Source organism: Klenkia soli (assembly GCF_900103975.1).
Classification (GTDB): domain Bacteria; phylum Actinomycetota; class Actinomycetes; order Mycobacteriales; family Geodermatophilaceae; genus Klenkia; species Klenkia soli.
This window is the reverse complement of record NZ_FNIR01000002.1, coordinates 55,255-79,163: the sequence shown is the minus strand read 5'-3', so window position 1 is coordinate 79,163 and position 23,909 is coordinate 55,255. Positions and strand designations below refer to the sequence as shown.

At 75.2% G+C, this 23,909-nt stretch carries 26 protein-coding genes; 11 read left to right on the top strand and 15 right to left on the bottom strand.

The genetic code is table 11. The features are described 5' to 3' along the window. Nucleotides 1–3 precede the first annotated feature (3 nt). A complete protein-coding gene (locus BLS67_RS23640; RefSeq protein ID WP_165617453.1) occupies nt 4–174 on the bottom strand; it encodes a hypothetical protein in 171 nt (56 codons plus the stop codon). A 109-nt stretch (nt 175–283) separates the two neighbouring features. On the opposite strand from BLS67_RS23640, the gene BLS67_RS03245 reads away from it, so the two are divergent. Further along, nucleotides 284–1,030 carry a hypothetical protein gene (locus BLS67_RS03245; protein ID WP_091239668.1) on the top strand — a complete coding sequence of 249 codons (747 nt, stop codon included), beginning with the start codon at nt 284–286 and terminating at the stop codon, nt 1,028–1,030. On the opposite strand, the gene BLS67_RS24680 is transcribed toward BLS67_RS03245, so the two are convergent. Next, on the bottom strand, nt 1,027–1,152 hold the full coding sequence (locus BLS67_RS24680; protein ID WP_278247103.1) for a hypothetical protein: 126 nt from the start codon (nt 1,150–1,152) through the stop codon (nt 1,027–1,029). The genes BLS67_RS03245 and BLS67_RS24680 overlap by 4 nt on opposite strands. Before the next feature lie 142 nt (nt 1,153–1,294). Between BLS67_RS24680 and BLS67_RS03240 the strand changes: the two genes are divergently transcribed. Continuing rightward, nucleotides 1,295–2,104: a DUF3097 domain-containing protein gene (locus BLS67_RS03240; RefSeq protein ID WP_091239665.1), complete on the top strand. Its 810-nt coding sequence runs from the start codon at nt 1,295–1,297 to the stop codon at nt 2,102–2,104. A gap of 162 nt (nt 2,105–2,266) precedes the next feature. Here the strand turns inward: BLS67_RS03240 and BLS67_RS03235 are convergent, their stop codons facing one another. From BLS67_RS03235 to BLS67_RS03225, 3 genes are all read right to left on the bottom strand, one after another. Next, nucleotides 2,267–3,103: an aldo/keto reductase gene (locus BLS67_RS03235; RefSeq protein WP_091239661.1), complete on the bottom strand. Its 837-nt coding sequence runs from the start codon at nt 3,101–3,103 to the stop codon at nt 2,267–2,269. A 55-nt stretch (nt 3,104–3,158) separates the two neighbouring features. Next, the gene (locus BLS67_RS03230; protein ID WP_242653789.1) at nt 3,159–4,328 is read right to left on the bottom strand and encodes a GNAT family N-acetyltransferase; all 1,170 of its coding nucleotides are present in this window, start codon (nt 4,326–4,328) and stop codon (nt 3,159–3,161) included. Between the two features lie 438 nt (nt 4,329–4,766). Continuing rightward, nucleotides 4,767–6,023: an MFS transporter gene (locus BLS67_RS03225; RefSeq protein WP_207500228.1), complete on the bottom strand. Its 1,257-nt coding sequence runs from the start codon at nt 6,021–6,023 to the stop codon at nt 4,767–4,769. 105 nt (nt 6,024–6,128) lie between these two features. Here BLS67_RS03225 and BLS67_RS03220 point away from each other — a divergent pair, with 105 nt between their 5' ends. From BLS67_RS03220 to BLS67_RS03195, 6 genes are all read left to right on the top strand, one after another. Then, nucleotides 6,129–6,653: a hypothetical protein gene (locus BLS67_RS03220; protein ID WP_091239654.1), complete on the top strand. Its 525-nt coding sequence runs from the start codon at nt 6,129–6,131 to the stop codon at nt 6,651–6,653. A 123-nt stretch (nt 6,654–6,776) separates the two neighbouring features. Further along, nucleotides 6,777–7,829 carry a GTP 3',8-cyclase MoaA gene (gene moaA / locus BLS67_RS03215; protein WP_242653787.1) on the top strand — a complete coding sequence of 351 codons (1,053 nt, stop codon included), beginning with the start codon at nt 6,777–6,779 and terminating at the stop codon, nt 7,827–7,829. 1 nt (nt 7,830) lies between these two features. Then, entirely contained in the window at nt 7,831–8,073 is a 243-nt protein-coding gene (locus tag BLS67_RS03210) for a MoaD/ThiS family protein (protein WP_091239651.1), read from the top strand. A gap of 80 nt (nt 8,074–8,153) precedes the next feature. Beyond that, on the top strand, nt 8,154–9,560 hold the full coding sequence (locus BLS67_RS03205) for a hemolysin family protein (RefSeq protein ID WP_091239648.1): 1,407 nt from the start codon (nt 8,154–8,156) through the stop codon (nt 9,558–9,560). Continuing rightward, the gene (locus BLS67_RS03200; RefSeq protein WP_091239646.1) at nt 9,557–10,582 is read left to right on the top strand and encodes a hemolysin family protein; all 1,026 of its coding nucleotides are present in this window, start codon (nt 9,557–9,559) and stop codon (nt 10,580–10,582) included. Before BLS67_RS03205 ends, BLS67_RS03200 begins: the two co-directional genes overlap by 4 nt. Nucleotides 10,583–10,595: 13 nt before the next feature. After that, a complete protein-coding gene (locus BLS67_RS03195) occupies nt 10,596–10,796 on the top strand; it encodes a hypothetical protein (RefSeq protein WP_091239643.1) in 201 nt (66 codons plus the stop codon). A 1-nt stretch (nt 10,797) separates the two neighbouring features. Here the strand turns inward: BLS67_RS03195 and BLS67_RS03190 are convergent, their stop codons facing one another. The 3 genes from BLS67_RS03190 to BLS67_RS03180 all read right to left on the bottom strand — a co-directional run bounded on the left by BLS67_RS03190 (nt 10,798) and on the right by BLS67_RS03180 (nt 13,388). After that, nucleotides 10,798–12,339 carry a SpoIIE family protein phosphatase gene (locus BLS67_RS03190; RefSeq protein WP_091240606.1) on the bottom strand — a complete coding sequence of 514 codons (1,542 nt, stop codon included), beginning with the start codon at nt 12,337–12,339 and terminating at the stop codon, nt 10,798–10,800. Nucleotides 12,340–12,403: 64 nt separating this feature from the next. Continuing rightward, a complete protein-coding gene (locus BLS67_RS03185) occupies nt 12,404–12,814 on the bottom strand; it encodes a molybdenum cofactor biosynthesis protein MoaE (protein ID WP_091239640.1) in 411 nt (136 codons plus the stop codon). Nucleotides 12,815–12,824: 10 nt separating this feature from the next. Then, on the bottom strand, nt 12,825–13,388 hold the full coding sequence (locus BLS67_RS03180) for a nucleotidyltransferase family protein (protein ID WP_091239637.1): 564 nt from the start codon (nt 13,386–13,388) through the stop codon (nt 12,825–12,827). Between the two features lie 71 nt (nt 13,389–13,459). On the opposite strand from BLS67_RS03180, the gene BLS67_RS03175 reads away from it, so the two are divergent. After that, nucleotides 13,460–15,409: a heavy metal translocating P-type ATPase gene (locus BLS67_RS03175; protein WP_278247102.1), complete on the top strand. Its 1,950-nt coding sequence runs from the start codon at nt 13,460–13,462 to the stop codon at nt 15,407–15,409. Here BLS67_RS03175 and BLS67_RS03170 read toward each other — a convergent pair whose 3' ends face one another. Next, nucleotides 15,410–15,898 (bottom strand): ATP-binding protein, encoded by a 489-nt coding sequence (locus BLS67_RS03170; RefSeq protein ID WP_165617452.1) that lies wholly within the window; start codon nt 15,896–15,898, stop codon nt 15,410–15,412. Between the two features lie 118 nt (nt 15,899–16,016). On the opposite strand from BLS67_RS03170, the gene BLS67_RS03165 reads away from it, so the two are divergent. Then, complete coding sequence (locus tag BLS67_RS03165) at nt 16,017–18,290, top strand: SpoIIE family protein phosphatase (protein ID WP_091239626.1); 2,274 nt, start codon at nt 16,017–16,019, stop codon at nt 18,288–18,290. A gap of 5 nt (nt 18,291–18,295) precedes the next feature. Here BLS67_RS03165 and BLS67_RS03160 read toward each other — a convergent pair whose 3' ends face one another. Next, nucleotides 18,296–18,883, bottom strand: a complete 588-nt coding sequence (locus tag BLS67_RS03160) for a TetR/AcrR family transcriptional regulator (RefSeq protein ID WP_207500226.1) — start codon at nt 18,881–18,883, stop codon at nt 18,296–18,298. A gap of 299 nt (nt 18,884–19,182) precedes the next feature. Here BLS67_RS03160 and wrbA point away from each other — a divergent pair, with 299 nt between their 5' ends. After that, nucleotides 19,183–19,782 carry an NAD(P)H:quinone oxidoreductase gene (gene wrbA / locus BLS67_RS03155; protein WP_091239619.1) on the top strand — a complete coding sequence of 200 codons (600 nt, stop codon included), beginning with the start codon at nt 19,183–19,185 and terminating at the stop codon, nt 19,780–19,782. Between the two features lie 52 nt (nt 19,783–19,834). On the opposite strand, the gene BLS67_RS03150 is transcribed toward wrbA, so the two are convergent. The 5 genes from BLS67_RS03150 to BLS67_RS03130 all read right to left on the bottom strand — a co-directional run bounded on the left by BLS67_RS03150 (nt 19,835) and on the right by BLS67_RS03130 (nt 23,890). Then, entirely contained in the window at nt 19,835–20,893 is a 1,059-nt protein-coding gene (locus BLS67_RS03150) for an ABC transporter ATP-binding protein (RefSeq protein WP_091239615.1), read from the bottom strand. Continuing rightward, on the bottom strand, nt 20,890–21,675 hold the full coding sequence (locus BLS67_RS03145) for an ABC transporter permease (RefSeq protein WP_207500224.1): 786 nt from the start codon (nt 21,673–21,675) through the stop codon (nt 20,890–20,892). The genes BLS67_RS03150 and BLS67_RS03145 overlap by 4 nt, the downstream gene beginning before the upstream one ends. A 53-nt stretch (nt 21,676–21,728) precedes the next feature. Next, a complete protein-coding gene (gene modA, locus BLS67_RS03140; RefSeq protein WP_091239608.1) occupies nt 21,729–22,547 on the bottom strand; it encodes a molybdate ABC transporter substrate-binding protein in 819 nt (272 codons plus the stop codon). A gap of 28 nt (nt 22,548–22,575) precedes the next feature. After that, entirely contained in the window at nt 22,576–22,971 is a 396-nt protein-coding gene (locus BLS67_RS03135) for a TOBE domain-containing protein (protein ID WP_091239603.1), read from the bottom strand. A 97-nt stretch (nt 22,972–23,068) separates the two neighbouring features. Further along, a complete protein-coding gene (locus BLS67_RS03130) occupies nt 23,069–23,890 on the bottom strand; it encodes a PIG-L family deacetylase (RefSeq protein WP_207500222.1) in 822 nt (273 codons plus the stop codon). Nucleotides 23,891–23,909 lie beyond the last annotated feature (19 nt).

Here is a 23,909-nt window from a genome sequence, read left to right as displayed (position 1 = left end):
CGGTCAGCCGGCGACCTCGTCGTCCCGGTCGGGGCCGTCCTCGGCGGAGCGGGGGGCGTGCTGGCCGCGGTCGTCCAGGTCGTCGCCGAGCCGGACGGGGGCGTCCCCGGTGCGGGTGCCGCGGTCGTCCAGGTCGGCGCCCAAGCGCACGCCGTCGTCGTCCGTGCTGCTCATGGGTGCTCCTCGGTGGTGGTGCGCGGGTGGTGCGGTTGCCTCCGGGGTCTGCCCGGACCGGCCGGGGGTGGAAACCGGACCGGGTGGTCGGACCTGCCACGATCAGCCGGTGAACCGTGCCGGGGTCCTGGCCACGACGACGGCCTGGGCCGTCGGCACGGCGCTGCACCCGGCCGGGGTGGTCACCGGCGCCGGGCTGGTGCTGGGCTCGCTGGTCACCACCGGGTCCCCCGCCGCCGGGGCGCGCATCGCCGACGGCCTGCTGTGGGGCGCCGGGCCGGAGAACTCGCTGCTGGCCGTGCTCGCCTCCGGGGTGGCCGCGCTGCGCTCGCGCGAGCGGGGCATGACCGCGGTCGAGCACGAATGGGCGCGCACCGAGCTGCTCGGCGACGCGCTGCCGCCCCGGGGACGGCTGGTCGTCACCGACACGATCGGCGCCGGCGGGCGGCCGTTCGTCTTCCCGCGCTGGGACGGCGCGATCACGGTCAACCTGGGCCCGGAGCTGTACGCCGACCCGGTGGGCACCGACCCGCACACGTTCCTGCACGAGCTGGTGCACACCTGCCAGGTGCACGCGGCAGCCAGCCGGCGGAGCTGGGTCACCACGGCCGTCCTCGCCCAGGTGCGGCACTCGACGGGCCGGGACGCCTACGCCTACGACCTGCCGGTGCGACCGCTGGTTGCCTACGGGCTGGAGCAGCAGGCCCAGCTGCTGGCCGACTGGTGGCGCGGGACGCCGGGACGGCGCGGGCGGCCAGTGCCCCGCGGTGCGCTGCGGGGGCACACCCGCCGCCCGAAGGACCCCACCAGCCCGTGGGCCGCCTGCGTCGAGGACCTGCGGGCGGGCGGGCTCTAGCGGGCCTTCTGCTTGATGGCCTGGACGGCGCTGTCCTTCAGGCTGGGCTGCGACGCGTTGTTCTTGACCTTCTCGGCCTTGGGCTTCTTGGCCTCGCGGCCACCCTTGTTCTTGCCGGCCATGGGGACTCCTCGCCACCGGAACCCGGCGGACTGTCACGGAGCGCGGTCCGGAGGTGGCGTGCGCCTGCGGCTGAGGGGTGAACGCTACGCCCCCTGCGTGTCGCTGCTCCGGGCTGCGCCGCGGGCTGCGCAGACTCGATCGGTGCCTCCTCGCTCGCAGTACGACAACCTGGTGCACCCGCGCACGGTGAAGAAGCCACCCGTGCAGGTGGAGGCCGAGAAGGACCTCGTCGTCGAGGACCCCAGCTCGGGCTTCGTCGGCGCCGTCGTGCGCTGCGAGAGGGACGTCGTCCACCTCGAGGACCGCTTCGGCCGGGTGAAGGGCTACCCGCTGGGCCCGGGCTTCTGGGTGGAGGGCCGCCCGGTGACGCTGGTGCGCCCGAAGGCCGCCGTGGTCACCGCCCCCACCCGCAGCGCGTCGGGGTCGACCTACGTGGCCGGGGCCAGGGCGCGCGTGGCCCGCGAGGGCCGCATCTACGTCGAGGGCAAGCACGACGCCGAGCTGGTCGAGAAGGTGTGGGGCCACGACCTGCGCATCGAGGGCGTCGTCGTCGAACCGCTGCACGGCGTGGACGACCTCCCGGGCATCGTGCGGGAGTTCCGGCCGTCGTCCGGGCGCCGGCTGGGGGTGCTGGTCGACCACCTGGTCACCGGCTCGAAGGAGACCCGGATCGCCGCCCAGGTCACCGGCGCGCACGCGCTGGTCGTCGGGCACCCGTTCATCGACATCTGGCAGGCGGTGAAGCCCGCCGTCGTCGGGATCAAGGCCTGGCCGACGGTCCCGAAGGGCGAGGACTGGAAGGGCGGCGTCTGCCGCCGGCTGGGCTGGGAGGACGACACCGGCTACGTCTGGGCCCAGCGCATCCTCGCCCGCGTGACCACCTGGACCGACCTGGAGCCAGCACTGATCGGCCGCGTCGAGGAACTGATCGACTTCGTCACGACCGGCTGAGCACATCGCGATCCTCCGGATCGCACGGCGGCCACGTGCCGTCCCCCTGGTGCGCCGAGCCCGTCCGGTGGCCGCGGTCGGGAGGTCTCCGACCCCCGCGACCACGGCCACCCGGACCTGTGCCGTCCCCGGCCTCCACGACCGGGGACGGCCGTCCCCCACCTACGGAATCATGTTGAACGTGTCCGGGTTCGGGCCGGTGCGCTCGTCGCGGTTCAGGGTGCTGATCGCGGTGATGTCGTCCTGGCTCAGCTCGAAGTCGAACAGGGCGAAGTTCTCCTCGACCCGGCTGCGGGTGACCGACTTCGGGAACACGATGTCGCCGCGCTGGATGGCCCAGCGGAGGGTGACCTGAGCCGGGGTGCGGCCGACGCGCTCGGCGACGCGCACGATGGCCGGGTCGTCGAGGACCTTGCCCTGGGCGATGGGCGACCAGGCCTCGGTGTGGATGGAGTGCTCGGCGTTGTAGGCGCGCAGCTCGTCCTGGGTGAGGTAGGGGTGCACCTCGATCTGGTTGACCGCCGGGGTGATGTCGGTCTGGTCGCGCAGCTTGTTCAGGTGGTTGGTCTGGAAGTTGGAGACGCCGATCGCGCGGGCCTTGCCGTCGCGGTACAGCTGCTCCATGGCCTTCCAGGTCTCGACGAAGTCGACGTCGATGCCCGGCAGCGGCCAGTGGATGAGGAACAGGTCGAGGTGCTCGAGCTGCAGGTCGGCCAGCGACTGGTCGATCGCCTTCGCGACGTCGGCCTCGGCGTGGAAGCCGTTGTTCAGCTTCGAGGTGATGAAGACCTCGTCGCGGGCCAGCCCGGAGTCGCGGAAACCCTCGCCGACCTCCTTCTCGTTGCCGTACATCTCGGCGGTGTCGATGTGCCGGTAGCCCACCTCGAGCGCGGTCTTCACGGCCTCGCGGGTGTTCTCGGGCTCGATCTGGTAGGTGCCGAAGCCCAGCTGGGGGATCTCGACGCCGTTGTTCAGGGTGATGTTCGGGACGTTCGCCATGCCTCCTGCCATGCCCGTGGCGCGCAACGGATATGCCTGCCGGGACGGATGGGGGTCAGAAGTAGTCCACGAGCTGCGGGGCCTGACCGCAGGCGAGCAGGTCCAGCCCGGCCGGGTCGCCGGGACCGGTGACCAGGCCGGCCGTCGCCGCCCCGTGTCCGCGGCCGGCCCCGGTCCACAGCAGGGCCAGACCCTGCGGGCCGAGCACCAGGTCGGCGTCCTCGGTGGTGCGGGTCAACCGGCCCTCACCGGCGTCGAGCTCGAGCTGCCAGCTGCCGCTGTTCCACGGGGCGGCGTCGTCGACCACCGAGAAGCGCACCGAGCCGCGCACGTGCGCCGGCCAGCCGCGGGCCGCGACGGCGCGCTCGACGTCGACGAGCCGGTGCATGAACACGTGCGTGCCGCGGGCGGTGGCCCGCTCCAGCGGAAGGACGGCGGACACGGCGTCGCCCAGCAGGACCGGGACGTCGACGGTGCGCGTGACGGTGCGCCACCCGGCGAGGACGTCGACCAGCGCGCGGGCAGCAGCCGGCGTGGTGGCCAGCAGGTCGCTGACGTCGAGCCCGGCCGACGCGTCGTAGCCCCGACCGCGCTCGTAGGCCAGCGCCCCGGTGACCACGCCGTCCTGCTCGGCGAGGGTGAGCAGGTCGACGCCGTCCCCGAGGGGTTGCTCATCGCGGGGCGGCAGTTCCCACCGGCCGCCCCGTCGGGTGAGCGGGCCGTCGAAGCCGCGCGCGATCTGCTCGTAGAGGTCGACGACGGCGGGCCGGTCGGCGGGCGTGCCCGCCCGCAGGACGACGCCCTCCGGGGCGCGCAGCACCGGCAGCGCGGCGGTGTCCAGGACGGCCGAGCCGAGCAGCCCGGTGACCGAGTACCCCAGCGACCGGTAGGCCGCCGAGACGGTCGGGTAGAGCGCGCTCACCGCGGCGCCGCGGTCGCGGGCGGCGGCCAGCGCGGTGGTGAGCAGTCTTCGGGCCACCCCACCGCCGCGGACCTCCGGGGCGACGGCGACGCCGCTGACGTGCGCCGAGGGGACCTGCCGGCCACCCCACCAGGAGCGCTCCTCGTGGTCGGTGACCTTGCCGACCAGCCGGCCGCCGGCGTCGTAGGCGCCCCAGCGGTGGGTCTCGGGCAGCACCTGCAGGGCGCGCGGCGGTGCCTCCGCGGGCCCGCCGAACGCCCAGCGGCCCAGTGCCCAGGCCTCTGCCAGGTCGTCCTCGGTCATCGGGCGCACGGTGAGGTCCACGCCCCGATCCTGCCGCCTGCCCCGCGCCCCACACCCCCGGGCCACGGAGCCACGTGGTCGGGACCAGCTGTCCGCCACCGACCGCCGGTCGGCCCCGACCCCGGCCGCCGGTCCGCATCAGCCCCGGTCCGCATCAGCCCCGGCCATCATCAGCACCGGCCATCGCCAGCACCGGCCCCGGCCACCGCTCACCCAGACCGCTCCGCCGTCGCCGTCATGGACCCAGTCCACCAGAGGGGTACGACAATTCCGGTCAGCCGAACAGGCCGCTGGCCAGGTCATTCTCGGCGATCGAAGAGCTACCCGGCGTGGTGGGCCATCGGCGGCAACCGGGCAGGCCGTCGTCCTCCTCCGGGGAAATCCGTCCTCCTCCACCAGCTCTGCGCCGGGAGGACGGACTCTTGTGCACCCCCTTGATCAACGCTGCACAGGAGCCACGGGCGCGGGGGCGGGGGACACGGGGACCGCCTCGACCGGGGCGCTGCCGCGCACCAGCAGGCCACCGACCAGTGCGAGCACCCCGGCGGAGGCCGCGCCCAGTGCCGGCACCAGGAAGGCCGGCTGCGCACCCCACGCGTCGACGGCGGTGCCGGCCAGCGCGGCGCCGGCGGTGACGCCCACGGTGAGGCCGGTCGTCGTCCAGGTGAGGCCCTCGTTCAGCGCGGCCCGGGCCACCCGCGACTCGACCAGCGACATCCCCGCCACCAGCACCGGGGCGATGGTCAGGCCGGCGAGGAACACCGCGACCACCAGCCAGGGCAGCGAACCGACCAGCAGCAGGCTCTGGGTGGCGATCCCGAACAGCAGGCCGCAGCCCACGAAGCGGGTCAGCAGCGTGCCGGGCAGCCGGACGATGCCGTAGAGCAGCCCCGACACCAGGCTGCCCCCGGCGTAGGCGGCCAGCGCGACCCCGGCCATGACCGGTCGGCCCTGCTCCTGGGCGAACCCGACCACGACGACGTCCATCGCGCCGAAGACGGTGCCGACGGCGAGGTAGGCGATCGCGACGACGACCAGGGTGGGGCTCAGCACCGACGTCGCCGACCGCTTCGTCCCGCGGGTGCGGGCGTGCGCCGGCGGCTGGGTGGCCACCTGGCGCGCCAGCCAGAGCGAGCCGGCCACCCCGACCAGCAGGCCGACCAGGAAGCCGACCGGCGGGGCGATCAGCGCGGCCAGGAAGGTGATGGTCGGCGGGCCGACGACGAAGACGACCTCGTCGACCACCGACTCGAACGCGAAGGCCGTCTGCCGCGCATCGGTGCCGGGCAGCGCGTGCGCCCAGCGGGCCCGGACGGCGGCGCCGACGTTGGCCGCCGACGCCCCGGTCAGCGCGGCGAGCACGAACCACGACCACCGCGGGCCGCCGGAGACGACGACCGCGGCGAACGAGATGCCCAGCACCAGGAAGACCGCGGCCGACCAGACGAGCACCCGGCCCTGGCCGAGCCGGTCCATGCCGCGGGCCCACTGCGGGCTGCCGACGGCGTTGGCCAGCGCGAGGGTGCCGGAGACGGCCCCGGCCAGGCCGTAGCTGCCGGTCTCGCCGGCGACCATCAGCACCGAGCCGAGGCCCATGCTCGACATCGGGACGCGGGCCAGCCAGCCGGCGAAGGAGAAGGAACGGGCACCCGGGACCGCGAAGATGCGGCCGTACGGGGAGAACGGGTTGAACACGGGGATCGATCTCGACTTCCTGGCCACTGGCGGAGACAGGGGGGCCTGCCGGACTCCCGGGTGGCGTTGCCGATGCTAACGACCCGCGCCACCCAGAATGGGTCCGTGACCGGTTCCCGCGTGGTGCGTCCGCTCACCCGCCGACGCGAGGACCTCGACCCGCACCGGGCCGAGAGCCGGGTGTCGGCCTACGTCTACGGGACGGTGCTGGTGCTGGCCGCCGTCGTCGGCTGCTCGCCCGAGGCGGTGGACTCGGGTGCGGCCGTGACGATCGTGGTGGGCACGGTGCTCTCGACCTACGTCGCGCACGTGCTCGCGCACTCGGTCGGGGCGCTGGTCACCGGCGGCGAGCACCGGGAGCTGCGGCAGGCCGCCCGGGACGCGACGCCGATCCTGAGCTCGGGGGCGCTGCCGGCCCTCGTCCTGGCCGCCACCGCGCTGGGCTGGCCGCCGGAGCTGTGGGGGCAGGCGCTGGCCGCGCTGGTCGGGCTGGTCCGGGTGGCCGGCATCGGGGTGGTGTACCGGCGGTTGCGGGCCGACGTCCCGTTCGGGCGGGCCGTGCTGGTGGGTGCCGTCGCGGCGGGCGTGGCGCTGCTGGTCGTCGTCCTCAAGCTCGTCCTCACCCACTGAGCAACGTCGTGCAACCCGCTGGTGCGGCGGGGAGCGGCCACTAGATCCGCAGTCGCGGAGGGGTGGGTGACCGCGGACACAGCCGTCACGAACCCGTCACGAGGCGGCCCTACAGTCGGGAGGGTGACGACGCCGAGCCCGCTCCCCGACCCGGTGGTCCGCATGCCCGCGCCCGCCCCGGGCAGCGGCGGACTGGTCGACCGGCACGGTCGCACCGCGACCGACCTGCGGGTCTCGCTGACCGACCGCTGCAACCTGCGCTGCAGCTACTGCATGCCGCCCGAGGGCCTGGACTGGCTGCCCAAGGTCGAGCAGCTCACCGACGACGAGGTCGTCCGGCTGGTGCGCATCGGCGTCGAGCAGCTGGGCATCGAGGAGGTCCGGTTCACCGGCGGCGAGCCGCTGCTGCGCCCCGGCCTGCCCGGCATCGTCGCGGCCACCACCGCGCTGCTCCCCCGCCCCGAGGTCAGCCTGACCACGAACGCCGTCGGGCTCTCCCGCATGGCGCCCGCCCTGGCCGCGGCCGGCCTCGACCGGCTCAACGTCAGCCTCGACACCCTCGACCGCGAGCGGTTCAAGCAGCTCACCCACCGCGACCGGCTGCCCGACGTGCTGGCCGGCCTCAAGGCCGCCAAGGAGGCCGGGCTGACCCCGGTCAAGGTCAACACGGTGCTGCTCAAGGGCATCAACGAGGACGACGCCGTCCCGCTGCTGGAGTACTGCCTCGAGCACGGCTACGAGCTGCGCTTCATCGAGCAGATGCCGCTGGACGCCCACCACGCCTGGACCCGCGCCGAGATGGTCACGGCCGAGGACATCCTGGCCAAGCTGTCGGCCACCCACACCCTCACCCCGGACGTCGAGGAGCGCGGCGCCGCCCCCGCCGAGCGCTGGCTGGTCGACGGCACCGACCTCACCGTCGGCGTCATCGCCTCGGTCACCCGCAGCTTCTGCGGCGCCTGCGACCGCACCCGGCTCACCGCCGACGGGCAGATCCGCAACTGCCTGTTCGCCCGCGAGGAGAGCGACCTGCGCACGGCGATGCGGGACGGCGCCAGCGACCAGGAGCTGGCCGACCGCTGGCGGATCGCCACGCTGACCAAGCTGCCCGGCCACGGCATCGACGACCCGTCGTTCCTGCAGCCCTCCCGGCCCATGTCCGCGATCGGGGGCTGAGGTGGCCGTCACCGTGCGCTACTTCGCCGGGGCGCGCGCCGCGGTCGGCGTGGACACCGAGACCCGCGACGCCGGCTCGCTCGACGAGCTGGTCGGGCAGATCGTCGGCGAGCACGGCGAGAAGCTCGAACGGGTGCTCACCGCCTGCTCGTTCCTGGTCGACGGAACCTCCACCCGTGATCGCGCGTTGGTGCTGGCACCCGGGGCGGTCGTCGACGTGCTGCCCCCCTTCGCCGGAGGCTGATCCACCCCGCTCGTGAGCTCGTTGCCTCACAGTCCTGTCCCACCGGTTTCCCGACTGGCCCCGCTGGGGACGTGCGCCCCGTGATCGAATGGCTGCTCGTCCTGGTGGGGATCGTGATGATCGCCGGCTGCGCAGCGTTCGTCGCCTTCGAGTTCTCCCTGGTGACCGTCGACCGCGCCACCGTCGAGCGCCAGGTGGCCGACGGCGACAAGGGCTCCGAGGGGGTCCTCGCGGCGCTGCGCACGCTGTCCACCCAGCTGTCGGGCGCCCAGCTCGGCATCACCGTGACCAACCTGGCCGTCGGCTTCGTCGCCGAGCCGTCGATCGCCGCCCTGCTGCAGGGACCCCTCGGGGCGCTCGGTCTCGGCGAGGCCGCTGCCCGGTCGGTGTCCATCACCCTGGCCCTGGTGCTGGCCACCGCGCTGACCATGGTGTTCGGCGAGCTGGTGCCCAAGAACATCGCGCTGTCCGAGCCGTTGCGCACCGCGCGGGCGGTCTCGGGCTTCCAGCGCGGCTTCACCCGCTCCACCGCGCTGGTCATCCGGGCGCTCAACGGCTGGGCCAACGCCATCCTCATGAGGCTGTTCAAGGTCGAGCCGCAGGAGGAGCTCGCCTCGGCCCGCTCCGCCGAGGAGCTGACCTCGCTGGTCCGCCGGTCGGGCAGCCAGGGCACGCTCGAGGCCACCACGGCCCAGCTGCTCACCCGCAGCCTGGCCTTCGGCGAGCTGCGCGCCTCCGACGTCGCCACCCGTCGCCTGCAGATGACCACGATCCCGGCCGACGCCGCCGTGTCCGCCGTGCTGGACGCCGCCCGCGAGTCCGGGCACTCCCGATTCCCGGTGGTCGGCGACGGCGTGGACGACGTCGTCGGGCTGGTCCACGTGAAACACGCCCTCGCCGTGCCCCGCCCCGACCGGCGCACCACGGCCGTCGCGGCGGTCATGGTGCCCGCGCTGCACGTGCCCACCAGCCGCCGCCTGGACGACCTGCTCACCGACCTCCGCCAGGGCAGCCTGCAGATGGCCGTGCTGGTCGACGAGTACGGCGGCACCGACGGCGTCGTCACCGTCGAGGACCTGGTCGAGGAGCTGGTCGGCGAGGTGGCCGACGAGCACGACGAGCCCGAGGTGCCCGGCCTGACCGACCTCGGCGACGGCACCTGGTCGCTGAGCGGCCTGCTGCGCCCCGACGAGGTGCGCGAGGCCACCGCGCTGCAGGTCCCCGACGACCACAGCTACGAGACCCTCGGCGGGCTGGTGCTCCGCCAGCTCGGCCGCATGCCCGAGGTGGGCGACCGGGTCGAGGTCATGCGCGAGCTGCCGCCCGAGCTGGCCGACGACGTCGACGACGAGACCGGCCTGGGCGGCGTGTGGCTCGAGGTCGTGTCGCTGGAGGGGAGCCGGGTCGACCGGTTGCTGGTCGGGGAGATCCCGGCCACCGGCGAGGACACCGAACCCGCCGCAGCCGTCGAGGAGGCGAACCGATGAGCGACTGGGTCGGGCTGCTGGTGGCCGTCGTGCTGCTGGGCGCCAACGCGTTCTTCGTGGCCGCCGAGTTCGCGCTGATCTCGGCGCGCCGCTCGTCGATCGAGCCGCTGGCCGAGGCCGGGTCCCGGCGGGCCCGCACCACGCTGGCCGCCATGGAGCAGGTCTCGCTGATGATGGCCGGCGCGCAGCTGGGCATCACGGTCTGCTCGCTGGGCCTGGGTGCCATCGGCGAGCCGGCCGTGGCGCACCTGCTCGAGCCGGTGTTCGAGGCCCTCCGGGTGCCCGAGGCCGCGGTTTACCCGATCTCGTTCGCCATCGCGCTCTCGGTCGTCGTCGCGCTGCACGTGGTGATCGGCGAGATGGTGCCCAAGAACCTGGCCCTGGCCGGCCCCGACCGCGCCGCGCTGGCGCTGGCCCCGCCGCTCAAGGTCGTGGTGGCGGTGCTCAAGCCGTTCCTGCTGCTCATGAACGCCGTGGCCAACGCCGTCCTGCGGCTGGTGGGGGTCGAGCCCAAGGACGAGGTGACCAGCTCCTTCACCCGCGACGAGGTGGCCGGGCTGCTGGACCAGTCGCGCGAGGGCGGGCTGCTGGACGCCGCCGACCACGACCTGCTCACCGGCGCCCTGGCCCTGGAGGACCGGGACACCCGGTCGGTCCTCATCCCGCGCAGCGAGCTGGCCGTCCTGGACCGCGACGACGACGGCCTGGCCGTCGAGCAGCTGGCCGCCAGCACCGGGTTCTCCCGGTTCCCGGTGGTCGTCGACGGCGAGCTGGCCGGCTACGTGCACCTGAAGGACGTGCTGGTGGCCGAGGGCGAGGCCGACGTGCGGGTCGCCGACATCACCCGCCCGCTCCCCCGGGTGCAGGCGACCACCGACCTGCGGACCACGCTGCAGACCATGCAGGCCGGCCGGGCGCAGCTGGCCGCCGTGGTCGACGAGGACCGGGTGGTCGGCGTCGTCGCCCTCGAGGACATCCTCGAGGAGCTGGTCGGGGAGATCAGGGATTCGGCCCACCGATGAGAGGAGCACTGGGATGAGCGTGTTCGACAAGGCCAAGGCCAAGGCGGAGGAGCTGCTCGGCCGGGCGACGGAGGTCTACGGCGAGTCCCACGGCGACGCCGCGGCGGAGGTCGCCGGCGAGGCCCGCCGCCTCGAGGGCGAGGCCGAGGAGGAGGCCCTCGAGCAGCGCGACCACCACCGCCGGGACGACGACGGGCTGGCCGGCGCGCGGTAGGTCAGCGCAGCCGGACGGCGACCAGCGCGACGTCGTCGTCCGGCCGGCCGTGCACGAGCAGGTCGACGAGCTCGTCGCACAGGTCGTCCAGCGGCCGGTCGGCCAGCTGCTCGACGGCGGCGCGCAGCCGGGCCAGGCCGGTGTCGAGGTCCTCGTTGCGCCGCTCGACCAGGCCGTCGGTGAACAGCAGCACCGTCGACCCCGGCGCCAGCGCGACGTCGTGCTCGACCCGGGGCGCGAGGCGGTCGACGCCCAGCAGCAGGTCGCCCTGCCACGGGGGCGGCGGGTCGAGGGTGCCGTCGGGGCGCAGCACCACGGGGGCCAGGTGGCCGGCGCTGGACCAGCGCAGGCAGGCCCCGCCGTCGCCGGTGGGCACCAGCCGGGCGACGGCGGCCGTGGCCAGGGTGGGGAAGGACAGCTGGGCCATGGCGGCGTCCAGCCCCCGCAGCACCTCGGCGGGGCCGGCGTCGGAGTAGGTGGCGATGCCGCGCAGCAGCCCCCGCAGCTGGCCCATCGCGGCGGCCGCGGCGGTGTCGTGCCCGACGACGTCGCCGATCACCAGGGTGGTGGCCCCGTCGGAGGCCCGGAAGGCGTCGTACCAGTCGCCGCCGACCCGGGCCGCCTCGGCCGCGGGGGTGTACCGCACCGCGACGTCGGCGCCGGCCGGCTGGAACGGCTGGGTCAGCAGGCTGCGCTGCAGCTCCTCGGCCAGCGCGGCCTGCTGGCGGTACAGCCGGCCGTTGTCGAGGGCCAGGCCGATCCGGTCGGCGGCCTCGCGGGCGGCGGCGAGGTCCTCGGCCTCCGGGGTGTGCCCCGCGGCCCACCACAGCGTGATGACGCCCAGGGTGCGGCCACGGCCCAGCAGCGGCAGGTAGAGCCCCGAGCCGGTGGCCAGCCGCCGCTGGAGGTCGCGGCTCTCGCCCGGCGGGAGGCTGTCGGCCACCTCGGCCGCGGTGACCGGGGTCGGCTCCTGGGTGTGCATCGAGCGGATCAGCGGGGTGGTCGCCGGCAGCTCGCCCAGCCGCAGCTCGCTGTACCGGGCCAGCACCGGCCGCAGCGCGGGGTCGGCGTGCCAGCACCCCACGTCCCGGGGCCGGCCGTCGTCCTCCAGCACGGTGACGACGGCCCAGTCGGCCAGCGCCGGCACCAGGACCCGGGGGATGCGGCTCATGCTCTGCACGGCGTCGGGTGTGCCGGCCACCTCGGCGCTGATCTGGGCCAGCACGGCCAGCCGCTCCTGCGTGCGGTGCCGGTCGGTGGTGTCGGTGAAGAAGGCGCTGACACCCCCGCCCTCGGCCGGCACGATCCGGACCTCGAACCAGACACCCAGCACCGCGGACCGCACCTCGAGGACCTCGCGGTCGCGGGTGCTCGCCACCCGCCGGTAGGCCCGGCCCAGGGCGGAGTCCTCGTTGCCGGGGAAGGCCTGCCACGCGTTGCGGCCGAGGAGGTCCTCGCGGCGGCGGCGGAAGGCCCGCTCGGCACCGGCGTTGACGTAGGTGACCGTCCAGTCGGCGGAGAACTGCAGGAACCCCATGGGCATGCCCTCGAGCACCCCTGTACCGGCCTGCCGCACCACCCGGGGCCCCCTCCCGACGGCGCTCAGCTTAGGGGCAGGCCACCCATTCCTCGGCGCCGTCGGTGAACACCTGCCGCTTCCAGATCGGCAGCCTCGCCTTCACCTCGTCCACCAGCTCCGCGCAGGCGCTGAACGCCTGGCCCCGGTGGCTGGTCGAGACCGCGCAGGCCAGCGCGACGTCGCCGATCGCGAGCAGGCCGACCCGGTGGCTGACCGCGACGGCGTGCACCTCGGGGCGGGCGGCGAACTCGGCGGCGATCTCCTCGAGCAGCGCCTGCGCGGTGGGGTGGCCGACGTACTCGAGCTCGGTGACCGACCGGCCGCCGTCGTGGTCGCGGACCACCCCGGCGAAGCTGACGGTGGCCCCGGCGGCCGGGTGGGCGGCCGCGGCCTCGTGGGCGGCGACGTCCAGCGGTTCCTCGCTGATGCGGGCGATCACCGCACGGACGTTACGCGCGCGGCGTGTCGTGGTCGGCCGGGTCGGCCAGGCCCGTGCAGTCGACCTCGGTCACGGCGTGCTCGCGCAGGTAGGCCCGGGCGCCCTCGTCGCCGGTGGCCGAGTCGGCCACCCCGGCCCAGTGGTCCCGCCCGATCAGCACCGGGTGCCCGGGGACGCCGTCGTAGGTGGGGACGACGAGCGCGTCGGGCGCCGCGTGCGCGGTGACCCGGGCCAGCGCCTCGGGGGTCAGGCCGGGGACGTCGACGAGCATCACCACGGCCGCCTCGATGCCCGCGCCGAGGGCCTGCAGCCCCTGGATGCCGGTGCGCAGCGAAGAGGCCATGCCGGTCTCCCAGTCGCGGTTGCCCACCACGGTGGCGCCGTGCAGGTCGGCCCGCTGCCAGACCTCCACCATCGCCGCCCCCAGCACGACCAGCACCGGGTCGCACACCGCCCGGGCGGTGCGCACGGCCCGCTCGACGAACAGCTCGCCGTCGGGCAGCGGGGCCAGGGCCTTGGGCATGCCGTAGCGGCGACCGCCCCCGGCGGCCAGGACGAGCGCGGCGACCGACACGACCCCACCCTCTCACCCGGCCTGCTCGACAGCCTGCGTTTCTTCACGCATGCGCAGGTAGTGTGCCAAGGGTGACCGCGACGACCGCCGACCGGACCGTCCACGTCGACCGCCGCGACCGCCGCGACCGCCCGGCGGTGGCCGCGCGGGTGGCCGCGCGGGTGGCCTGGACGCTGCCCGAGGTGCGGTGGGCGGCGCTGTCGCTGGCGCTGTTCGCCGTCGGCGCGTCGCTGCACCTCGCCGGCGCCCCGGCGCCGCTGTGGTGGACGGCCTACCTGGCCTGCGGCGTGGCCGGCGGGTGGGAGCCCGCGGTGGCCGGGGTGCAGGCGCTGCGGGAGCGCACGCTGGACGTCGACCTGCTGATGGTCGTGGCCGCGGTCGGCGCCGTCGGCATCGGCCAGGTGTTCGACGCCGCGCTGCTGATCGTCATCTTCGCGACCTCCGGCGCGCTCGAGGCCTTCGCCACGCAGCGGACCCGCGACGCCGTCCGGTCCCTGACCGACCTCGCCCCCGAGCAGGCCTGCCGGGTGGCCGACGACGGCACGCAGCGGCAGGTCCCGGCGGCCGAGCTGGCGGTCGGCGACCGGGTGCTGGTCCGGCCCGGGGACCGGCTCCCGGCCGACGGCACCGTGCTGGACGGCGCCTCGGAGGTCGACCAGGCATCGATCACCGGCGAACCGCTGCCGGCGGACAAGCAGGCCGGCGACGCGGTGTTCGCCGGCACGGTGAACGGCACGGGCACGCTCACCGTGCGGGTGGGCGCGCCGTCGCACGACAGCGTGGTGGCCCGCATCGGGGTGCTGGTCGAGCAGGCCTCGGGCACCAAGGCACGCGCCCAGCTGCTGATCGAGAAGGTCGAGCAGCGCTACTCGGTCGGCGTCGTCGTCGCCACGGTGGCGATCTTCGCCGTGCCGCTGCTGCTGGGCGCCGACCTGCAGAGCGCGCTGCTGCGGGCGATGACGTTCATGATCGTCGCCTCGCCGTGCGCGCTGGTGCTGGCCACCATGCCGCCGCTGCTGTCGGCGATCGCCACGGCCGGCCGCAACGGCGTGCTGGTCACCTCGGCGGTGGCCCTGGAGGGCCTGGGCAGCGTCACCGCGGTGGTCGTGGACAAGACCGGCACGCTGACCGACGGCACGCCGACCGTCGTCGCCGTGGGTCCCCGCCCCGGGTGGTCCGGGGCCGAGCTGCTGGCCCTGGCCGCGGCGGTCGAGGCGCCCAGCGAGCACCCGCTGGGTCGGGCCGTGGTCGAGGCCGCCCGCACCCGCGGGATCGCGTACGGGCCGGTGTCCGGTTTCCGCGCCCGGGTCGGGCACGGGGTCACCGGCAGCGTGGGCGGCCGGGTCGTCGCGGTCGCCGCGGCGCCCGACGGCGACGACCCGGAGGGCGGCGCCGCCGAGCAGGCCCGCGGCCGCACCGTGGTGGCGGTGACCGTGGACGGCGAGCCCGCCGGCTGGATCGCCCTGGCCGACCGGGTGCGCCCCGCCGCGGCGGCCACGGTCGCCGCGCTGCACCGGTCGCTGGGCCGCGCGCCGGTGCTGCTGACCGGCGACGGCGAGCGGGCGGCGGGTGCGCTGGCCGCCGAGGTGGGCATCACCGACGTCCGGGCCGGGCTGCTCCCCGAGGACAAGGTCGACGCCGTGCGCCAGCTGCAGGCCGCCGGCCACCGGGTGCTGGTGGTCGGGGACGGCGTGAACGACGCGCCCGCGCTCGCCGCCGCCGACGTGGGGGTGGCGATGGGCGGCATCGGGTCCGACCTCGCGGTGTCCAGCGCGGACGTCGTGGTGGTGCGCGACGACCTGGCCACCTTGCCCGCCGTCCTCGACCTCGCGCGGCGGGCCCGGCGGCTCGTGGTGCAGAACCTGGTGCTCGCCGGGGTGGTCGTCGTCGGGCTGGTCACCTGGGACCTCGTGGCGCACCTGCCGCTGCCGCTGGGCGTGGCCGGGCACGAGGGCTCGACGATCCTGGTGGCGCTGAACGGGGTCCGCCTGCTGCGCCGCAGCGCGTGGCGGCCGGCCTGATCAGCGACCGGGCTTCTCCAGGCACGCCCAGACCAGCTTTTGGTCGGTCTCGTAGTGCACCCCGTGCGCGCCGGTCAGGTCGGCGACCAGGTGCAGGCCGTACCCGCCGGCCCCCGCCGGCCGCTCGACCGCGGGGGTGGGCATGCGCTCGGGGGCCGCGTCGCTGACGACCACGATCCAGCGGTCGGGCTCGTCGCACACCTGCAGCCGCGACGGCGGCCGGCCGTGCCGCAGCGCGTTGGAGGTGAGCTCGTCGATGACCAGGACGGCGTGCTCGACGGCGTCCTCCGCGGCCTCGCCGGCGTCGTCGGGCAGCCCGGCCCGCAGGAACGCGCGCACCTGCCGGCGGACCGCGCCCAGCGACCGGATCGACTCGAGGAGGTGGACGAGGCGGTCGGCCTGCGGCGGCTGCGGCACCGGGGTGTCGTGCGCCCAGGACGCCGCTGCGGCAGCGTGCTCCTGCGGGGTGAGCCGAGCCCGGTCGACCACGGATCCTCCTCGCTCGATCCCGGCGAGTGTGGCACGGGCGCAGCCCGACGACCCGCCGACCACCGGCACCGCGCACGGCCCCCCAGGACCACCTGCGTAAATGCTCTAGCCTTGCGAGGTGCACACCAGCGCCGGCGGGTCCGGCGACACCTCGCCGAGCTCGTCGACGGACCAGCTGCAGACCTCGGTGGTCGGCCCGGCGAACGACGCGCTGACCGGCGCGTCGCACGCCGCCGGACCGCTCCTGCTGTCCCGCGTGCTGGGGGACTCCCCCGTCGCGGTGCTGCTGGTCGACCGGTCGTCGGGCCAGGTCACCTACGCCAACACCGCCGCCCTCGCCCTGGCCGGTGACGTGCGACTGCCGGTGGCCACCGACCGGTGGGCCGCCGCGGCCGGGGTCACCGACATCGACGGCACCCCGCTCGCCGCCACGAGCGAGCCGCTGAGCCGCATCGCCGCCGGCGACCCGCTGGCCGGGGAGCCCGTCCGCGTCCGGGGCACCGACGAGGACGGCGAGCCCGGCCCGGTCGTCTGGGCCACCGGCTTCCCGCTGGACACCGACGGCGACCAGCTGTCGCTGCTGGTCTTCCTCCCGGTCGAGCAACCCCGCGGTGCCGCCGACCCCGACCAGGTGATGCAGGCCCTGCGCGAGCGGGCCGTCCTGGCCACCGACATCTGCTTCACCATCTCCGACCCCCGGCAGCCGGGGAACCCGCTGGTCTGGGTCAACCCCGCGTTCACCCGGGTCACCGGGTACACCGTCGAGCAGTCGGTCGGCCGCAACTGCAAGTTCCTGCAGGGCCCGGCCACCGACCCGGCCGCCGTCGCGCAGATGGTCGCCGACCTGGACGCGGGCCGGTCGACGGCGGTCACCCTGCTCAACCACCGCCCCGACGGCACCGCCTTCTGGAACCACGTGGCGATCAGCCCGGTCCGGGACGGCGCGGGCGAGCTGGTGAGCTTCGTCGGCGTGCAGACCGACGTCACGGCCCGGGTGGTCGCCGACGCCGAGCGCGACGCCGCGCTGGCCGCCGAGCAGTCGGCACGGAGGGCGGCCGAGCGGGACCGGGCGGTCGCCGAGGCCGCCCGCGCACGCCTGGCCCTGATGGCCGAGGCGACGACCCAGCTGGGCGCCAGCCTGGACATGGCCGAGCTGCAGCAGCGCACGGCCCGGTTGTGCGTGCCGCTGCTGGCCGACTGGGTGGCCATCTCCGAGGTGGACGACGAGGGCGTGGTCACCTCGGTGGTCGCCGAGCACCGCGCCGGCGAGGCCGCGCGCGAGGCGCTGGACACCATGTCCGCGCAGTACCTGGGCCGACGCTTCCCCGACACCTCACCCAACGCCGTCGCCATGGCGACCGGCCAGCCCGTGGTGCTGGCCGGGCTGACCGACGAGGGCATGCGGCCGTGGAGCCGGCGGCTGCACGGGACCGACACCCTGGCCACCCTGGGCACCGGCTCGGTGGTGGCCATCCCGCTGACCTCGCGCTCCCGCACGTGGGGTGTCTTCGTCCTGGTCCGCGAGGACCCGGCGGGTTTCCACCAGGACGACGTCGAGGTCGCCCGGGACCTCGGCCGGCGGGCCGGCCAGGCGCTGGACAACGCCCGGCGGTTCAGCCAGGAGGCCTCGGTCGCCGAGACCCTGCAGCACGCGCTGCTCCCCGAGCTGCCCGCCATCCCCGGGCTGGCCGCGGCGGCGCACTACACCGCCGCCTCGACCGCGGCCGCCGTGGGCGGGGACTTCTACGACCTGCTGCCGCTGCCCGGGGGTGCCGTCGGCGTCGTGATCGGCGACGTCGCCGGCCACGACATCACCGCGGCGGCCGCCATGGGCCAGCTGCGGGGGCTGATCCGCTCCGAGGCCTGGGCCACCGACGCCCCCGACCCGGCCGCGGTGCTGGCCCGGGTGGACCGGTTGCTCGGCGTCCTCGGGCTGCCGGTCGTGGCCACCGCTGCGCTGATGCGCGCCACCCCGTCCGGGGACCCGCAGGGCGGCGGCTCCTGGGTGGTCGAGTGCGCGAACGCCGGCCACCCGCCGGTGCTCGTGCGCACCCCCGAGGGGGCGGTGGAGGTCTTCTGCGACGAGCACGGGCTGCTGCTGGGCACCGGCCTGTCCCACGAGCGGCCGCCCCGCGCCTGCACCACCCGCGAGCTGCCCGCCGGCAGCCAGCTGCTGCTCTACACCGACGGGCTCATCGAGCAGCCCAGCCTGGCCGGTGGCCGGGTCCGCGACATCGACGAGGGCATCGCCCGGCTGCACGAGCGGTGGGCGGCCATGCCCGCCGCCGCGACGCCGGACGACGCCTGCCGGGGCGTCGACGACCTGGTGGTGGACCGCTCGGACGACGTCGCCGTCCTCGTGGTGCGCCTGGGGGTCCCCCGCCCCGGGTGAGCCGCTCAGGCCGCCAGGCCGCGCCGGAGCAGCTCGACGACCTGCTCGGCGAGGACGGCGTCGACCGACACCCCGGCCGGGGAGACCTGCTGCATGCCGATGCCGCGGAGCAACCCCAGCAGGAGGACCCCCACGGCGTCCGGGTCGGCGTCGGCCCGGACCGAGCCGTCGGCGATCCCGTCGCGGACGACGTCGGCCAGGGACTGCCGGAAGGACCGGTCCCGCTCGGCGTAGAGCGGTCCGAGCACCGGTTCGGAGGCCACCGACTCGGCCCACATCAGCAGGAAGGCCCCGGTGGCCGGCCGGCGGGCGTGCACGTTGCCGAGGTAGGCCTCGACCAGGGTGGCGAGCCGGTCCAGCCCGGTCCCGGTCGTGCCGGGGACGGGGAAGCGCTGGGCGTCGCGGACGACGGCCTCGATCAGCTGCTCGCGGCTGCCGAAGTGCGAGTGCACGATGCCGCGGCTGTACCCGGCAGCCCGGCCCACCTCGGCCAGCGTCACCGCGCGGGAGCCCTTGCGGGCGATGAGCTGCACCGCGGCGTCCAGCACCCGGCGCTCGGTCTCCGCACGGCGCTGGTCCTGCGTCCTGCGCACCACCGGTCCCGGCACCCCGACACTCTCCCATCCCGGCTCAGCTCATTTACTTGTCGGCTGACAAGCAAGTATGAGACCGTGGAACCACCCCCACCCGAGGAGCAGTCGTGCCCGCTCACCCCGTCCCGCCGCACACCACCCGGACCCGCCGCCCCGTCCCGCCCGGCGGACCCGGCACGCCGCCCTTCCGGTGGCCGCTGCGCCGGCCCGTCGTCCGCCCCGGGCGCGACGGGTAGATCTGGCCGACCGGGGTAGATGGTTGAGGACGCAATCGTCCACACCCCGGAGGCTTCTCCCGCATGACCAAGATCGCCGTCGTCTACTACTCGTCCACCGGCAACACGCACCAGATCGCCCAGGCCCTCGCCCAGGGCGCCGAGGACGCCGGCGCGGAGGTCCGCCTCCGCCGCGTCGCCGAGACGGCCCCCGACGCCGCGATCGACGCGAACCCGGCCTGGCGCGCGCACGCCGACTCGGTGGCCGACGTCCCGCTGGCGACCCCGGACGACCTGGAGTGGGCCGACGGCTACGCGCTGGGCACCCCGACCCGCTTCGGCACGCCGTCCGCGCAGCTCAAGGGGTTCATCGACACCCTCGGCGGCCTGTGGGCCACCGGCAAGCTCGCGAACCGCGGGGCGACGGCGTTCACCAGCGCGCAGAACACCCACGGCGGCAACGAGTCCACGATCCTGACGCTGTTCAACGTGTTCTCGCACTTCGGTGCGGTCATCGTCCCGCCGGGCTACACCGACCCGCTGCTGTTCGCCGCGGGCGGCAACCCCTACGGCACCTCCGTCGCCTCGGGCGGGGACGCCGACGCCGCCTCGGACGCCGCGCTCGCCGCCGCCCGCTACCAGGGCCGCCGGCTCGCCGAGATCAGCGCCAAGATCACTTCCTGAGCCGCTGCTGCAGGTCGGCGGGGAGGGCGTCCTCCCCGCCGGGCTGCGGCGGTCAGCGGGGGTAGACCGCGATCTCCGAGGCCTTGACGCTCGCCCACACCTGCGCACCGGGCACCAGGCCCAGCTCGGCGAACGCCGTCGCGGTGACGTCCGCGGTGAGCGGCACCTCGCCGTCGAGGTCGCAGCGCACCGTCGACCCGTGCGGCGTGGCCGCCACCAGGGTCAGGGCCCAGACGTTGCGCGGGCTGCCGTCGGGCCGCGCGAGGTAGAGCGACACGGTCTCGGGCCGGACGGCGACGAACACCTCGCCCGCGGCCTCCTCCCCGGTCCACACCAGGCCACCGCCGTCGAGGTCCACGCGCGTGCCCGACGCCGTGCCCGGGAGCAGGGACAGCCCGACCAGCCGGGCGACGTAGTCCGTCCGCGGCATCCGGGCGACCTCGGCCGGCGTCCCCTCCTGCACGACGACGCCGTCCTCGACCACCACGACCCGGTCGGCCAGCGCCATCGCGTCGACCGGGTCGTGGCTGACCAGCACGGTGCACCCGCCGAACTCGGCCAGGTGCCGGCGCAGCTCGGCCCGCACGGTCAGCCGGGTGCGGGCGTCCAGCGCGCTCAGCGGCTCGTCGAGCAGCAGCAACCGCGGCTCGCCCACCAGCGCCCGGGCCAGCGCCGCCCGCTGCGCCTGGCCGCCGGAGAGCTGGGTGGGCCGCCGGTCGCCGAACTCGGCCAACCCGACCCTCGCCAACCAGGCGGCCGCCGTCGTCCGGGCCTGGGCCTTGCGTACGCCCCGGGTCCGCAGGCCGAAGGCCACGTTGTCGGTGGTGCTCAGGTGCGGGAAGAGCAGGTGGTCCTGGAACACCATGCCCAGCGGCCGCTCGTGCGCGGGCACGTGCCGCTGGTCGCCGTCCCACACCAGCTCACCACCCGGGACGTCGATGGCCACCCGGCCGCCGTCGGGGGCCAGCAACCCGGCCAGCACCCGCAGCACCGTGGACTTGCCGGCGCCGTTGGGACCCAGCACGGCCAGCACCTCGCCGTCGGCGACGGTCAGGTCGACGTCGACCAGCAGCGCCCCCCGCTGGACGACGACGTGCGCACGCAGGCTCACGCGAGCGGCGCCCCGGACCGGCCCAGCCAGCGGTCCCGCAGCAGCAGGAGGGTGGCCAGGGAGACGAACAGCAGCACCAGCGAGAGCACGATCGCGCCCTCGGGGTTGCTCTGCAGGGCCAGGTAGACCGCCAGCGGCATGGTCTGCGTGGTCCCCGGGAAGTTGCCGGCGAAGGTGATGGTCGCGCCGAACTCGCCCAGCGCGCGGGCCCAGCAGAGCACCGCGCCGGCGGCGACGCCCGGGGCCACCAGCGGCAGCGTGACCCGGCGGAACGTCGTCCACCGGTTCGCGCCCAGGGTGGCGGCGGCGTCCTCGAACCGGGCGTCGGCGGCCCGCAGCGCGCCCTCGACGCTGATCACCAGGAACGGCATGGCCACGAACGTCTCGGCGATGACGACCGCGGTCGTGGTGAACGGGATCGTGTAGTCGAACTCCTCGTACAGGTACCGGCCCAGGATCCCCTGCCGACCCAGCACCAGGAACAGCGCGACGCCGCCGACGACCGGCGGCAGCACCAGCGGCACGGTGACCAGCGCCCGCAGCACCGACCGGCCCGGCAGCGTCGAGCGGGCGAGCACCCACGCGATCGGCACCCCGAGGACCAGCGACACCAGGGTGGCCAGCGTCGCGCTCACCAGCGACAACCGCAGCGCCTGGCCGACCTGGGGCTGGGTCAGCTGCGGCCACAGGTCCGACCAGGGCGCGCGGATCAGCAGCCCGAGCAGGGGCAGGACCAGGAACGCGACGCCGACCAGCGCCGGGACCAGCAGGGGTGCGGGCACGCCACCGCCCCGGGGCCGTCGTCGGCGCCGGGGCGGTGTGCGGAGTGCGGTGCTCAGTTGGACGGGCTCCGGAAACCGGCGTCGGTGAGCGCCTGCTGGCCCTCGTCGGACTCGACCAGGTCGAGGAACGCCTGGGCCGCCTCGGGGTTGCTGGCCCCGGTCAGCGTGCAGATCGGGTACTCGTTGACGGCGTCCTCGGCCTCGGGGAACTCGATGCCCTCGACGCCGTCACCGGCGGCCTGGACGTCGGAGGCGTAGACCAGGGCGGCGTCGACCTCGCCGAGCTCGACCTTGGTCAGCGCGGCGCGCACGTCCTCCTCGAGGGTGTCGGGCTGCGCGGTGATGCCGGCGGCCGCGAACACCGTCTCGGCGGCGGCGCCGCACGGGACGTCGGGCGCGCAGATCGCCAGCGTCTTGTCGGCGTCGCCGAAGTCGGCCAGCCCGGTGATGCCGCCCGGGTTGCCCGGGGGCACGGCGATCTCCAGCACGTTCTCGGTGAACACCGTCGGGTCGTCGGCGTCCAGCCCGGCGTCGGTGACCACCGTCATCTGCTTCTGGTTGGCGCTGGCGAACACGTCGGCGGGCGCGCCCTGGGTGATCTGGGTGGCCAGCGCCGAGCTGCCGGCGAAGTTGAAGGTGATCGTGAGCTCGGGGTTGTCGGCCATCAGCTGGTCGCCGAGGTCGGTGAAGACGTCGGTCAGCGAGGCCGCGGCGAAGACGGTGAGGGTGCCGGTGAGGTCGCCGCCCCCCGCGGAGCTCGAGGCGGCGGCCGAGGTCGACGACGCGGCGTCCGACGACGACGAGGAGCCGCCGCAGGCGGTCAGGGTGAGCAGCCCGGCGACGGCCAGGACGGGGAGGGCGCGCAGACGCACGGGTGCCTTCTCTCGGTGGGTGGGTGGATCAGGGGACGTCGACGCTGACCTGGGTGGCCTTGACCGTGGCGACCGCGCGGACGCCGATCTCCAGGCCCAGCTCGTCGGCGGCCTCGCGGCTCATCAGCGAGACCATGCGGTAGGGCCCGCACTGGATCTCGACCTGCGCCATCACGGTGTCCCGCACGACGCGGGTGACGATGCCGGTGAGCCGGTTGCGGGCGCTGGAGCCGCTGGTCGTGCCGGGCGCGGGCGCCTCGTGCAGCTGCTTGGCCACCCGGGCGAGGTCGGTGCCGTCGACCTGGGCGGGGCCGTGGTCGCCGCGGTGGGCGACCAGCCGGTCGCTGTCGATCCAGCGCCGCACGGTGTCGTCGCTGACCCCGAGCAGCTCGGCGGCCTCGGCGATCCGGTAGGTGGCGGTCACAGCCGCACCCTAGACACGCACCCGCGGACCAGCAACGCCCGGGTGCCCGCACCTGCGGATCCCCGTTCCCGGAAACCGCGGTGTCCGGGATCCGGGGTCAGCGCAGGCCGTGGAAGAGGTCGTCGTGCAGCACAGCGTCGGTGCGGGCGGGGCGGGCCTGCACGAAGGCCTCCCGGCCCATGGCGGCGGTGAAGACCTCCAGCGGCAGCTTGAGGAAGAAGATGTTCTCGACCTGGCTGGTGTGCGCGGCCAGGGCATCGCGCTTGGCCTGCGCGAACGCGGTGACGTCGACGTCGGCGGCGACCTGGTCGTCGTCCACGCCCCACCCGGGCTGCTCCTGGCCCTCCTCGGGCTCGGGGAACTCCTCGCCGGCCTCCCGCATCAGCTCGCCGAACCGGGCGAAGTCGCTGCGCCGGATCGTGGAGTAGTACAACCGGGCGTCCGAGCCGGTGGCCTCGAGGGCGGCGACGGTGATGCGGTGGGCCTGGATGTGGTCCGGGTGCCCGTAGAAGCCGTTCTCGTCGTAGGTGACGACGACGTCGGGCCGGTGCCGGCGGATCAGCTCGGCCAGCCGGGCGACCGGCTCCTCCAGCGGCGTCGTCCAGAAGGCGCCCTCGGCGTCGTTCTGCGGCCAGCCCATCATCCCGCTGTCGTGGTAGCCCAGCTGGTGGGCGTGGGTGATGCCCAGGATGCGGCAGCTCTCGGCCAGCTCGGCGGCGCGCAGCGCGACGACCTCCGCGGTGGAGTGGCCCTCCTCGCCGGGCTTGACCGTGCCGGCGTCGCCCAGCGCCCCGTCCGTGCAGGTGACCAGCACCGTGGTGACGCCCTCGGCGGCGTACCTGGCGAGGACGCCGCCGGTCGAGGTCGCCTCGTCGTCGGGGTGGGCGTGGACGGCCATGAGGGTGAGCGGGCGGGACACTGGCGGGCCTTCCGGTCGG

What these genes read in the sequence shown, in the direction of transcription:
- BLS67_RS24680 (WP_278247103.1), bottom strand. Translation starts at nt 1,152, where the DNA reads ATGGCCGGCAAGAACAAGGGTGGCCGCGAGGCCAAGAAGCCCAAGGCC.
- BLS67_RS03200 (WP_091239646.1), top strand. Translation starts at nt 9,557, where the DNA reads ATGAGCGACTGGGTCGGGCTGCTGGTGGCCGTCGTGCTGCTGGGCGCC.
- wrbA (WP_091239619.1), top strand. Translation starts at nt 19,183, where the DNA reads ATGACCAAGATCGCCGTCGTCTACTACTCGTCCACCGGCAACACGCAC.
- BLS67_RS03195 (WP_091239643.1), top strand. Translation starts at nt 10,596, where the DNA reads ATGAGCGTGTTCGACAAGGCCAAGGCCAAGGCGGAGGAGCTGCTCGGC.
- BLS67_RS03235 (WP_091239661.1), bottom strand. Translation starts at nt 3,103, where the DNA reads ATGGCGAACGTCCCGAACATCACCCTGAACAACGGCGTCGAGATCCCC.
- BLS67_RS03190 (WP_091240606.1), bottom strand. Translation starts at nt 12,339, where the DNA reads ATGCCCATGGGGTTCCTGCAGTTCTCCGCCGACTGGACGGTCACCTAC.
- BLS67_RS03230 (WP_242653789.1), bottom strand. Translation starts at nt 4,328, where the DNA reads ATGACCGAGGACGACCTGGCAGAGGCCTGGGCACTGGGCCGCTGGGCG.
- BLS67_RS23640 (WP_165617453.1), bottom strand. Translation starts at nt 174, where the DNA reads ATGAGCAGCACGGACGACGACGGCGTGCGCTTGGGCGCCGACCTGGAC.